General features: G+C 73.3%; 5 protein-coding genes. 2 read left to right on the top strand and 3 right to left on the bottom strand.

Annotated features, from left to right (window positions below):
* Nucleotides 1-77: 77 nt before the first annotated feature.
* The 3 genes from JHN63_RS08060 to JHN63_RS08050 form a co-directional block, all read right to left on the bottom strand.
* Nucleotides 78-1,901: an HEXXH motif domain-containing protein gene (locus JHN63_RS08060; RefSeq protein WP_200678345.1), complete on the bottom strand. Its 1,824-nt coding sequence runs from the start codon at nucleotides 1,899-1,901 to the stop codon at nucleotides 78-80.
* Between the two features lie 45 nt (nucleotides 1,902-1,946).
* The gene (locus JHN63_RS08055) at nucleotides 1,947-2,117 is read right to left on the bottom strand and encodes a hypothetical protein (RefSeq protein ID WP_200678344.1); all 171 of its coding nucleotides are present in this window, start codon (nucleotides 2,115-2,117) and stop codon (nucleotides 1,947-1,949) included.
* Between the two features lie 401 nt (nucleotides 2,118-2,518).
* Complete coding sequence (locus tag JHN63_RS08050) at nucleotides 2,519-3,124, bottom strand: GPP34 family phosphoprotein (RefSeq protein ID WP_200678343.1); 606 nt, start codon at nucleotides 3,122-3,124, stop codon at nucleotides 2,519-2,521.
* Nucleotides 3,125-3,492: 368 nt separating this feature from the next.
* Here JHN63_RS08050 and JHN63_RS08045 point away from each other — a divergent pair, with 368 nt between their 5' ends.
* On the top strand, nucleotides 3,493-10,404 hold the full coding sequence (locus tag JHN63_RS08045) for a type I polyketide synthase (RefSeq protein ID WP_200678342.1): 6,912 nt from the start codon (nucleotides 3,493-3,495) through the stop codon (nucleotides 10,402-10,404).
* A 2-nt stretch (nucleotides 10,405-10,406) separates the two neighbouring features.
* The coding region (locus tag JHN63_RS08040) for a type I polyketide synthase (protein ID WP_200678341.1) at nucleotides 10,407-13,305 on the top strand (2,899 nt) is incomplete at its 3' end.

Here is a 13,305-nt window from a genome sequence, read left to right as displayed (position 1 = left end):
AACGGGTGCCGTCCGGCCGGGCCTCCGGCTCGGGACGGGCTGTCGCCTTCCTCGACGCCGACCGGGTCCGCCGCGCGTCAGTCGTCCCCTTCGGACCTGGCGGCCGGTTCCGCGGTCCATTCGGCCACCGCCTCCGGAGTCTGCGGGGTGCCTCGGCGGCGTAGTTCGCGGTGGACGGCGGCGACCAGTTCGGGGCGGTGCAGAAGGGCTTCCCGGGCTTGCCCCTCGGGGAGACTGAGGGCGAGTCCGGACCAGGCGGTGGGGTCCTCCGGGTGCCTGCCCACCTGACGTCGATAGCCGGCGAGTGCCGTCTCGCGTTCGCCCGCGGCCCACGCGTAGTCCGTGCGGGAGGCTCCGGCGCCGGTCAGCGGATCGTCACGGAGCCGGGCGAAACGCTCCGGGTCACCGAGGCGGACTCGGACCAGCCGGGTGCGGATCTCGGCCGCGACGGGACCGGCCTGCGGGTGGGCGTCGGGGGCCCGGAGCGGGGGCGGTCTGCGGTCGTCGTAGGCGTCCACCCAGGCAGTCAACTCGGCCTCGTCGAGCCGGAGTTGGGAGAGCCGGTACACCATGCGATGGTCGTCGCGGGCCTCCTCGACCGCGAGGGCCGCCGCCGCGGGCACCGGTTCCTTCAGGAGTACGGTGAGCGAGCGCTCGATACCGCGCAGACAGTGCTCGCCGAGGTCGGTCAGCGTCCCCTCGGCCCACAACACCCGTAACCCTTCTTCGACTTGACTCCGCCGTAACGCGAACTCGAAGTCGGCCTCGGCACGTTCGGCGTCGCCGATGTCCGGTCCCTCACGCCGGGCCTGCCAGAACGTCGCGACGCCCAGGAACGCGTACACCCCGTGGAGGATTCCGCGCAGGGGCCTGGGGTCCGGCCGCCAGGGCGCGTAGTGGACCTCCTCCAGGCCGCCCCGCAGCAGGGTGACGAGGTCGAGCAGTGCGCTGAGCTTGGTGTGCTGGGCCTCGTGGACGAGGGCGGCGGCCATGTCCACGGGCCGCGCCGGTCTGCTCATCAACGCGCCGCCGTACGACTCGGGGGCGCTGCCGCTGAAGAGTTCCGCGGGGCTGCGGTCGGGCAGCGGGGTGATCGCGAGGAGGCAGTCGGCGACCCCGGCGGGATCGATTCTGCGCTGGCCGCGCACCAGCTCCCAGGCGGCCTCGTACCGGCTCTGCCACACGGCGGCCTCGGTCTCGTCCAGCCGCTCGACCGGTAAGCGGCGCAGATAGTGCCGCCAGGGGTCGAGGTCCTCCAACAGGGGCGCGCAGGAAGGGAGTTCGGGTGTCGACCGCAGCCGGCGCAGCGCCCACCAGCCGGGCCCGTCCCGGGTGAGGTCGTCGGGTAACGGTACGGTCCCCGAGGCGCAGCGCACTCCGGCGCCGCGCCGATCTCGGTACACCTCGACGGTGGCGGCGGGCCGATCGGGGAGCGGCGCACAGCCCACGGAGGGCAACAGCAGGCCCTCGTCGACGAGTTGGACGACCGCGCGGAAGGTGATCCCGGCCTTCAGGGCCGCCGCGGCGGCGAGGGCGTGCACATGGCCGGCGTCGCGCAGCGCCGTCGACCCCGGCGTGGAACCGTCCTCGGCACGCAGTGCGCGCAGTGCCCGGGTCAGCCAACTCCCCACGCTGGGATGGAGAAGGACCGCCTCCACGGCGTCCCGGTCCGCGCTCTCCGCCCGCCCGAGGAGTTCCCAGGCGCGCTGCGCGGGTGGCAGGCCGGTGCCGTGCGGCGGGCGCCCGTCCACGGTCTCGACCAGGGCCCGTAACAACACCAGCCGACGGCTGCGCTGAGCGGACCGCAGCACCGCGACGGAGGCCACGCCCCCGCCGCCTTGGGCGAGTTCCAGGACCTGATCGGCCGTCAGGCGGTGGCGCGCGGGTCCGTCAACCGACATGGCCCTCCTCATCGACCGCCGACTCCGGACCCGCCATCCGCGCTGTCAGCAGCCGGCGCCGCTGGAGTTGCCGAGCGTGGGCGGCTCGTCGATGAGCGCGAGCAGACGCCCGGCCTGGTCGGCCAGTCCGACGGAGTCGAGGGAACCCAGGTCCGCCACCGGCACGTCCGAGAGATCCACCAATTCGGTCTCGACATCAAGTGCCGACAGATCCACGGCTCGTCCCCCTCATCGCCGATGACACACGCATCCCCCTTCATGGTTACGCACTCGAAGGGGTTACGGAAGATGGCTGCCCTCCACAGGGCATGACAACTGGCCAACGCCCGCCACCAGGCATATGCGGGCCCGGGGAGGACCCTAGGCCGGGCGGCACGGATGCGACTACCATGCGTCACGTGGCGTCACCCGAGACACACGACCATCAACTGACCCTGGTTTGCGGGCAGTTGCGGCATCCGCGGCAGACGTCCGGGACGTCGCCCCGCGCCCCGAGAGCCGAGCGGGACGGCATGCCCAGGGGACTCGTCACCGAGGCCGGGCGGACGCGTGGGCGCGCGCCGGACGGACCGCGGCCCACCGGCACCCGCCCACCGCCGGCCCGGCCGGCGCAGCCGTCACATCCCGCGCCACACATTGTCGTACGCCGCGTCCTCCACACTCTTCCGCTGCCGCACCGCCTCCAGCTCCGTCACCGCGTCGTGGACGACGGCCAGGACCGTGTCCAGCGACTCGTCGGTGACCTTCGCGGAGTCCTCGTCCGACACCTCGCCGATCCCGGCGGCCGCGGCGAGCTGGGCGAGGACGGGTTCGCCCTCCGCCCAGCGGTCCGCCGCGCGGCTGCGGGCCGGGGAGTCGACCAGGGCCGTCCTCCCGGTGCGGACCGGGAGCCAGCGGCCGCGCTGCCGGGCGACCAGGCCCTCCGCCTCCAGCGCGGCGAGATAGGCGGAGGAGAGGCCGCGCCCCCGCCGCCACAGCCAGTCCTCGACCGACTCGTACGGCGCCTGCCGTACCAGCGCGGTCGCCGCCTGGTCCAACAGGCCGTCCGGCAGTGCGACTTGGAGGTTCGGCACGATCAAGTCGCCGTCCAGCGCCACGACTTCGGCGGCGAGCAGGTCGATCACCTCCGCTCCGGCGAGCGCGAGCGAAAGATCACCGGTCTCGACGGGGCGGTCCGGTGCGACATCCAGGGCGACGATCATCAGGTCCCGCGGTGTGCTCATGGATGCCAACCTAGCGCGGCTTATGCGAGGAGGCATCGACACCCAACGTTTACATAATTCCGTCCCGCCGTCAGTGGTGTTTCGGGACTGTGAGCCCCGGATGAATATCGGGGGCTTTTGGACCGCTTGCGCCACTGCGGTCCGAATGCTGTGCCCTCTGAAGGAAATTGGCCGGGTTTTCGGTTGTTTGGGGTCCGGTTTTCGGCTGGCCGGATCACTCCCCTACACATGCTGCTTGCCTTGTCGTTGTTGACCGACGAGTAACAGGGGGCTAGCTTTTCATCAGCCATCTCGCGCCTCTGCGAATTCAATCGGCGTCCCCTGCCGAAACCCCCCACCGTGCAGTTTCACCGTTTATTCGGAGAATCATGACGTCTGTCGCGCGCGCCGCAGAACTGATCATTGGAATCACTCCGTTCCATGAACCGGATGCCCGACTCGCGGCGGCCGTCAGCCGCGCCGGCGGGCTGGGGGTACTGGACATGGGGCCGGGCGACCGAAGATCCAGAGAGGCCCTGGCGCGTATCCGGCGCTGGTCCCCCGGCCCGTTCGGGGTACGGATCACGGCCCACTGCCGGGTCGGTCCCGGTGACCTCGCGGCGGGCGGTGGCGCCGCCCCGGACACCGTGGTCCTCGCCGCGGGCGCGCCCTGGCGGATCGACGAGGTCGCCGAAAAGTACCGGGTACTGGTCGAGGTCACCGACCCGGAGCAGGCGCTCACGGCGGTCCGCGCCGGTGCGCACGGGCTGATCGCCCGCGGTGCCGAAAGCGGCGGCCCGGTGGGCGAGCTGAGCACCTTCGTGCTGCTCCAGCGGCTGCTCGCCGAGCCCGGTGTGGACGTCCCGGTCTGGGCCTGCGGCGGCATCGGCCCGCATACGGCCGCCGCCGCCGTGGCCGGTGGCGCGGCCGGGGTCGTCCTGGACAGCCAACTGGCACTGCTCGCCGAGTCGGGTCTGCCCGAGGCGGCCGCCGCCGCGCTGCGCTCGATGGACGGGTCCGAGACGACGCTGGTGGCCGGTCACCGGGTGCTGCTGCGCCGCGGCCCGGACGCCCCCCAGGTGCCCGCCGAGCGGGTGTCCGAGCTGCTCGGCGCCCGTGACCCGCGCACCCAGTTGCTGCCGGTCGGCCAGGACGGTTTCCTCGCCGCGCGCTTCGCCGAGCGCTGGGGCGACACAGGCCGTACGGTGCGTGAACTCACCGCCGCCATCAGGGAATCCGTACGCGACGAGCGACCGGCCGACGCCCTGCGCGCCGGCTCCCGGATGAGCCGGGCCCTCGGCACTCGACTCCCCGTCGCCCAGGGCCCGATGACCCGTGTCAGCGACCAGGCGGAGTTCGCCGCGGCCGTCGCGGAGGGCGGAGCCCTGCCGTTCGTCGCGCTGGCCCTGTCGAGCGGCGAGCAGTCGCGTGCGGTGCTGGCCGAGACCCGCGCCGCCGTGGGCGACCGGCCCTGGGGTGTCGGGGTGCTGGGCTTCGCGCCGGAGGAGCTGCGCAACGCCCAGCTCGAAGCCGTACGGGAGCTGGGGCCGACGCACGCGATCATCGCGGGCGGCCGTCCCTCGCAGGCCGAGGCGCTGGAGCGGGCCGGGATCGCCACCTTCCTGCACGTGCCCTCGCCGGGGCTGCTGCGGCAGTTCCTGGACGCGGGGGTACGCAGGTTCGTCTTCGAGGGGTCCGAGTGCGGCGGGCATGTCGGACCGCGCGGCAGCTTCCCGCTCTGGGAGGCCCAACTCGCCGTCCTGGACGACTTCTTGGCGACCGCCGAGCCGGGCACGGCGGAGCGCGTCGAGGTGTTCTTCGCGGGCGGCGTGCACGACGGACGCTCGGCGGCGATGGTGGCCGCGCTCGCCGCGCCGCTCACCGCGCGCGGCGCCGCCGTCGGCGTCCTGATGGGCACCGCCTATCTGTTCACGGAGGAGGCGGTGACGCGCGGGGCGGTCCAGCCCCTGTTCCAGGAGCAGGTGATCCGGGCGACCCGGACCGCGCTCCTGGAGACCGCGCCCGGTCATGCCACCCGCTGCGTACCGAGTCCGTTCAGCGACAACTACCTCGATTTCGAGGCCCGGTTGCGTGCGGAGGGCGTACCCGACCGCCAGATCTGGGAGAAGCTGGAGCGGCTCAACGTCGGCCGGCTGCGGATCGCCAGCAAGGGCGTGGAGCGGGACGCGGACGGCGCGTTGGCCGCCGTCGACGAGCAACGTCAGCTCGCCGAGGGGATGTTCATGGCCGGCGAGGTCGCCGTGCTGCGTTCGGCGACCACCACGATCGACGCCCTGCACCGCTCGGTGACCGAGGAGGCCGCCGGGTTCCTGGCCGACAGCACGCGAACCGCCCGCGTCCGCCTGGGACTTGAGGAGAATGTCGAGCCGGCGGCACCCGCCCCGCTGGACATCGCTGTCATCGGCATGGCGTGCATGTTCCCGCAGGCCCCCGACCTCCCCACGTTCTGGGCGAACATCCTCGGCGGCCACGACGCGGTCGACGAGGTCCCGCCCGACCGCTGGGACCCCGCCGTCCACTACTCGCCCGACAAGGGCGGCGCCACCCCGTCCAAGTGGGGCGGCTTCCTGCCGCGCATCCCCTTCGACCCGCTGCGCTACGGCATCCCGCCGACCTCCCTCGGCAGCATCGAACCGGTGCAGCTGCTCGCCCTCGAAGCCGCCCGGCGCTCGCTGGAGGACGCCGGATACGGCGACCGGGGGCGGGAGTTCGACCGCGCGCGCACCTCCGTGGTGTTCGGCGCGGAGGCGGGCAGCGACCTGTCCAACGCGACCACGCTGCGCGCCGTACTGCCGTCCTACTACGGGAAGATCCCGCAGGGCGTCGAGGAGCAACTCCCCACCCTCACCGAGGACTCGTTCCCCGGCATGCTCTCCAACGTCATCTCGGGCCGGATCGCCAACCGGCTCGACCTCGGCGGGGCCAACTTCACGGTCGACGCGGCCTGCGCGTCCTCGCTGGCCGCCGTCGACGTCGCCTGCAAGGAACTCGTGGGCGGCACCAGCGATGTCGTGCTGTGCGGGGGCGCCGACCTCCACAACGGCATCAACGACTACGTCCTCTTCGCCTCCGTGCACGCCCTGTCCCCCACCGGCCGCTCCCGCGCCTTCGACAGCTCGGCGGACGGCATCGCGCTCGGCGAGGGTGTCGCGTGCGTCGTCCTCAAGCGGCTCGCGGACGCGGAGCGGGACGGCGACCGGATCTACGGCGTCATCAAGGGGGTCGGCAGCTCCAGCGACGGCCGCTCCCTGGGCCTCACCGCACCCCGGCCCGAGGGCCAACGGGCCGCGCTGGAACGGGCGTACCGCAACGCGGGCGTCTCCCCCGCCGAGGTCGGCCTGGTCGAGGCGCACGGCACCGGGACGGTCGTCGGCGACCGCACCGAACTGTCCATCCTCAGCGAGGTGTTCACCGAGTCCGGCGCGGCGACGGGCAGTTGTGCGCTCGGCTCGGTCAAGTCCCAGATCGGGCACACGAAGTGCGCCGCGGGACTCGCCGGTCTCATCAAGACCGTGCTGTCGCTCTACACCGGCGTCAAGCCGCCCACCCTGCACATGAAGCAGCCCAACTCGGCCTGGCAGGAGGACAACAGCCCGTTCGTCTTCCACGCCCGGCCACGGCCCTGGGCGGCCCCCGCCGAGGAACGCGTCGCGGGACTCAGCGCGTTCGGCTTCGGCGGCACCAACTTCCATACGGTGATCCAGGCCTACGGCGATGCCGTACCGCCCGCGCACGGACTGGACGCGTGGCCCGCCGAGTTGTTCACCTTCCGGGGCACGGACCGGACGGCGGCGCGGCGGGGCATAGAGGAGATCCTGAAGCTCGCCGAGACGGGCTCCTGGAAGCTGCGCGACCTCGCCCTCAGCGCGTCCCGCCGCGCGGACGCCCGGCACGAGCCTGTGCAAGTGGCCGTCGTGGCACGGGACGTGGAGGAGCTGACCGGGCAACTGCGCTGGGCGCTGGCCGGTGAACACGATCCGGCCAGGGGCGTCCACCTCGCGGAGACCGCAGCGGACGCGGACACCTCGACCGGCAAGCTCGCGTTCCTCTTCCCCGGTCAGGGCAGTCAGCGGCCCGGCATGCTCGCCGACGTGTTCATCGCGTTCCCCGAATTGCAGCACTATCTGCACCTCGGCCGCGACCACGCCGACGCGCTCTACCCGCCCACCGCCTTCGACGACGCCGCCCGCGACCGCCAGCAGGCCGGCCTCACCGACACCCGGGTCGCGCAACCCGCGCTGGGCATCGCCGGGCTGGCCGCACACGCCCTGCTCACCGAGGCGGGCGTACGGCCCGACATGGCGGCCGGGCACAGCTACGGCGAGTTGGTCGCCCTGTGCGCGGCGGGCGCGATCGCGCCCGAGGCGCTGCTGGAGCTGAGCGCCGAACGCGCGGCGGCGATCCTCGAAGCCACCGGCGCCGACGACCCGGGCACGATGGCCGCGGTCGCGGCCGGTGCCGAGGACGTCGAGCAGGCCCTGAAGGCGGCGGGCGCCCCCGACTCCGTCGTCGTCGCCAACCACAACTCGCCCCGCCAGACGGTCATTTCGGGTCCCACCGAGGCCGTCGCCACTGCCGTGCGGCTGCTGCGCGAGGCCGGACTCGGCGCCAAGCGCATCCCCGTCGCCTGCGCCTTCCACAGCCCGCTGGTGGCGGCGGCGGGCGAGCGGTTCGCGCGAGCCCTCGCCCAACGGCCGGTGCTCGCCCCCGAGTTCCCGGTGTGGTCCAACCGCACGGCGGCCCCGTACGGCGACGACGCCGACGCGGTACGGGCCGAACTCGCCGCGCAGATCGGCTCCCCGGTCGGTTTCGTCGCGCAGATCGAGGCGATGTACGAGGCGGGGGCGCGGGTCTTCGTCGAGGCCGGACCCGGATCCGTGCTGACCCGGCTGGTCGACCAGATCCTCGGCGACCGCCCGCACCGCACGGTCGCGTGCGAGCCCCGGCCGGACAGCGGGCTGCGCGGCTGGCTCGACGCGCTGGCCCAACTGGCCGTCGCGGGGCTGCCGGTGCGGACCGGATGGCTGTTCAACGGGCGCGACGCCGTCGACGCGGCCCGGACTCCCGTGCCCTCGCGACCCGGCTGGACGGTCGACGGACAACTCGTCCGTACCGCCGCCGGAGCACTTCTGCCCGGTGCCCTCGCACCGGCCCGACGCGTTGTGGAGACGACTGTGACGACAAACCCCGCCGACGGAACCGCCGGTGCCCCCGGCGAGGCGAACAGGGACGCGCTCATCTCCGAATTCCTGCGCACCAGCCGGGAGATGGTGGCCGCGCAACGGGACGTCCTGCTGACGTACTTCGGCGCGGTACAGGCCACGGTGCCGCAGGGAACCTGGGTGCCCGCACCCGCGCCCGCCGTGGTCGAGGCGCTCCCGCAGCTGGCCGCGCTGCCGGCCGCCGAGGCTCCGATACCCCAACAGCCCACCGCTCAGCCGGAGTCGGCTCCCGAGGCCGTCACCGAGGCCGATGTGCTCCGGGTCGTCCTGGAGATCATCAGCGAACGCACCGGCTATCCCGTCGACATGATCGAGCCCGATCTCGACCTGGAGGCGGACCTCAGCATCGACTCCATCAAGCGGGCCGAGATCGCCGGCGAACTGGCCCAACGCCTGGGCATCGGCGGCGGGACAGACATCGCCATGCTCGACGACTCCGAGCTGGAGGACCTGGCGAAGGCCCGCACGGCGGCCTCCGTCACGGGCTGGCTGTCGGCACGCCTTACGGAGCCCGCCGCCCCGGCCCCGGTCGAGAGCACTCCGGCAGGCGACACCACCCCGGCCGGCACCTCCCCGCAGGACGAGGTCACCGGCTCCGCACCGAAGCGCCTCCAACTCCGGCCGGTACTCCTGCCGCACCAGGACAGCGACAACCCGGCTGACCCGGCCTCCGTCCTGAGCGGCCGACGATTCTTCGTCCACGGCGACGGTGACGGCCCGGAGGCGGTCGCCGCGCGCCTGTCCTCGTACGGCGCCGACGCGGTGATCGTCGCTCCCGAGCACCAACTCACCGAAGCCGACGGCCAGGTGGACGCCGTCCTGTATCTCGCGCCGCTCACCGCGTCGGCGCCGGTGCTGCCCGACGCGTTCCCCGTGTTCCAGGCGGCACTGGGACGCGGCCCGCGCCAACTCCTCGCGGTTCAGGGCGCGGACGGCGGATCGGCGGGGCTGCACGGGCTGTTCCGTACGGTGGCCCGGGAGTATCCGGACACCGTCGCCCGGGTCGTCGAGCTCGCGGACACCGCGCCGACCGCCGTCGCCGACGCGCTGATCGCCGAACTGCTCGCCCCCGGCACGGAGCCGGTGGTGCTGCGAACCGCCGCCGGACGACACGGACTTGAGCTGGTGGAGACCCCGCTGGGCGCACTCGCGACGAACGGCGCCGGACCGGCCGGTGACGGGGTCGCCGAAGCCGCCGCGATCGGGCTCGACCGCGACTCGGTGGTGCTGCTGGTGGGTGGTGCGCGGGGCATCACCGCGAAGTTCGCCGTCGCCCTCGCCGCCGCCTCCCGGTGCCGTGTCGAACTGCTGGGCAGGACGCCCGCCCCGGCCGGTCCCGAGGACCCGGCGACGGCGGGCGCCCGCACCCCGGCCGAACTGCGCGCCGCCCTCGCCCGGCAGGGCGGTGGGCTCACCCCCGCCGAGATCAACCGCACCGCCGAACTCCTGCTCGCCCAGCGGGAGATCACCGCGACCCTGGACGAACTGACGGCGCTCGGCAGCCAGGCCCGCTACCACTCCGTGGACTTCCGCGAACCGGATGCCGCGCTCCAGGCGGTCAAGGAGATCCACGCCGAACACGGCCGCCTCGACGGTGTCGTCTACGCGGCCGGGGTCATCGAGGACCGGCTGATCGCCGAGAAGACCACCGAGTCCTTCCAGCGGGTCTACGGCACGAAGACCCACGGCGCCGAGACCCTGCTGTCGGCGCTGGAGCAACTCCCCAACGGCCCTGCTTTCGCGGTCCTGTTCGGCTCCATCTCGGCCGTGCTCGGCAACCGCGGACAGGTCGACTACGCCGCCGCCAACGACGCCCTCCAGAACCTGGGCACCGCCTGGGCCGCCCGTACCGGGCACCGCGCGCTGACCGTGCACTGGGGTCCGTGGGCGCCCACCGGCGGTCACCACGGCATGGTCACCCCGGAGTTGGGACGCGAGTACGCCCGGCGCGGCATCTCGCTGATCGACCCCGAGGAGGGCACCGCGGCGCTGCTGCGCGAACTCGCCTTCGGCGACGAGTCGGCCGGAGCCGTCGTCTACACCGCTTCGGGCTGGTAGCCATGACGGACCGTCAAGTGCCGGTCGCCATCGTGGGAATGTCGGTGCTGTTGCCGGGCGCCGCCGACCTCGACGCGTACTGGCGGAATCTGCTGGCCGGCACGGACGCCATCAGCGAGGTGCCGGACGGGCGGTGGGACGCGGACTACTACCGCCCGGACTCCGCGAGCGGTCCGGCCGTGGCCGACCAGGTGTACTGCCGGCGCGGCGGCTTCGTGGACGGGCTGGCCGAGGTCGAGGTCACCCGGTTCGGCATCATGCCGAACTCGGTGCCCGGCACCGAACCCGACCAGCTCATCGCCCTCCATGTGGCCGCCGCCGCCCTCGCCGACGCGGGCGGCGAGTCCCGCCTGCCCGACCGGCAGCGCGTCGGCGTGGTGCTCGGCCGGGGCGGCTATCTCACCCCCGGCCTGGTCCGCCTCGACCAGCGGGTCCGCACGGCGGGCCAACTCGTCCGCACGCTGGGCGAGTTGCTGCCGGACCTGGATCCCGGCCAGCTCGACCGGATCCGCACGGCGTTCACCGACCGGCTCGGCCCCGACAGTCCCGAGTCGGTCATCGGCCTGGTGCCCAACCTCGCGGCGTCCCGGGTCGCCAACCGCCTCGACCTGCGCGGCCCGGCGTACACGGTGGACGCGGCCTGCGCGTCCTCGCTGATCGCCGTCGACCAGGCCGTGACCGAACTGGCCGCCGGGCGCTGCGACTTGATGCTTGCCGGAGGCGTCCACCACTGCCACGACATCACGTTGTGGAGCGTGTTCTCCCAACTGCGCGCGCTCTCCCCGAGCCAGCGCATCCGCCCCTTCCACCGCGAGGCCGACGGCATCCTGATCGGCGAGGGCACGGGAGTCGTCGTCCTCAAGCGGCTCGCCGACGCCGAACGCGACGGCGACCGGATCTACGCCGTCATCCGGGGCACCGGTGTGTCCAGCGACGGCCGCGCCGCGAGTCTCGTCAACCCGGACTCGGCCGGCCAGACCCACGCCGTACGGCAGGCCTGGGAAGCGGCGGGACTCGACCCGGCGCGCCCCGACTCGATCGGTCTGCTGGAGGCGCACGGCACGGCGACGCCGGCCGGTGACGGGGCCGAACTGGCCACGCTGGCCGAGGTGTTCGGGCCCGACGGTGATGCGGTCATCGGCTCCGTGAAGTCGATGATCGGCCACACGATGCCGGCCGCCGGGGTGGCCGGTCTGGTCAAGGCCGCCCTCGCCGTCCATCACGGCATGCTGCTGCCGACCCTGCACTGCGACGACCCGCATCCGGCACTCGCGGCGACCCGGTTCCGTCCGCTGGAGAAGGCGACGCCCTGGGAGACGACGTCCGAACAGCCGGTACGGCGGGCGGCGGTCAACGCGTTCGGGTTCGGCGGCATCAACGCGCATGTGGTGCTGGAGGAGGCGCCGGGCGCACGCGCACCACGGACGGCCGCCGTGGTCGTCGACGAGCCGGAACGCGTGCTGACGCTCGCCGCCGACAGCCCCGAGGCGCTGGCCGCGCTGCTGGACGCCGACGACTCCGCCGTACTGGCCATGGCCGCAGCGCGAACCAGTGCCCCGGCCGGCCGCTCCCGGCTCGGCATCGTCGCCCCGGACGCCAAGCGGCTCGCGCTCGCCCGCCGGGCGATCGCCAAGGGGCGGGCGTGGCAGGGCCGTAGCGATGTGTGGTTCACGCCGAGCCCGCTGCTCGGGTCCGGCGGGGGCAAACTGGCGTTCGTCTTCCCGGGTCTGGAGGGCGACTTCACGCCCCGGGTCGAGGATGTCGCCGCGCACTTCGGGCTGCGCGCGACCAAGTCCTCGACTCCCGCACAGGTGGGGGACGTCGGCCGCCACGGCTTCGATGTCGTCGGCGTCGGGCGGCTGTTGGACGCGGCGCTGCGCCGGATGGGTGTCGTGCCGGACGCGGTCGCCGGGCACAGCGTCGGTGAGTGGACCGCGATGACCGCCGCCGGGGTGTACTCGCCGGACGAGGTCAGCGACTTCATGGAGGCGTTCGACCCCGACTCGGTGACGGTGCCGGGCCTCGCCTTCGGGGCGATCGGCGCCCCCGCCGAGCGTGTGCTGTCGGCGCTGGCCGACGAATGGACCGGCGCCGGGATCGTGCTCTCCCACGACAACGCGCCGGGCCAGTCGATGGTGTGCGGACCCGCCGAAGCGGTGGACGGATTCGTGCGGTCCTTCCGCGCGCAGGGCGTGCTGAGTCAGGTCCTCCCCTTCCAATCCGGCTTCCACACACCGATGTTGAAGCCCTACCTCGCCCCGATCGAGGAGGCCACGAACCGCTTCCGCCTCCATCCGCCGACGGTCCCGCTGTGGTCGGGGACCACCGCCTCGCCGTATCCCACGGACGAGTCGGCGGTCCGCGCGCTGTTCATCCGGCATCTGCTGGAGCCCGTGCGCTTCCGCCAGCTCGTCGAGGCCATGTACGACGCCGGTCATCGCGCGTTCGTCCAGGTCGGCACGGGCCAACTCGGCTCCCTCATCGACGCCACACTCGGCGGACGCGATCACCTGGTCGTGGCCGCCAACTCGCCCCACCGCTCCGGACTGGCCCAACTCCGGCGCGTGGCGGTCGCGTTGTGGGCGGCGGGCGGAACGGCCGACCCGACGGCACTGGCAGCGCAGCGACCGGCCGTACGACGGGAACTGCCCCCGGTACGGCTCGACATGGACGGCGCCCTCGTGTCCCTCGACGCCCCGAGTCTGGTGAAACTGCGGGCGGAACTGCGCACCCCCCTCCCGAGCGCCACGGCATCCCCCCTGGCCGCACTCACCGACCGCTTCCCGGCCGCGGCCGAACTGCACGCCCTCATGCGCGACACCGCGGACACGGCCGCCCAACTCATCAGCGCGGGCAGCGGTCGTCGTACCGCACACACCGCGGCCGGGAAGCGGTCGGTGA

The organism is Streptomyces sp. MBT65 (assembly GCF_016612545.1).
In the GTDB taxonomy this organism is placed as follows: Bacteria; Actinomycetota; Actinomycetes; order Streptomycetales; family Streptomycetaceae; genus Streptomyces.
This window is presented reverse-complemented; position numbering and strand designations above follow the sequence as displayed.

Coding starts and splice junctions, on each gene's coding strand:
- JHN63_RS08045 (WP_200678342.1), top strand. CDS start 3,493: ATGACGTCTGTCGCGCGCGCCGCAGAACTGATCATTGGAATCACTCCG.
- JHN63_RS08060 (WP_200678345.1), bottom strand. CDS start 1,901: ATGTCGGTTGACGGACCCGCGCGCCACCGCCTGACGGCCGATCAGGTC.
- JHN63_RS08050 (WP_200678343.1), bottom strand. CDS start 3,124: ATGAGCACACCGCGGGACCTGATGATCGTCGCCCTGGATGTCGCACCG.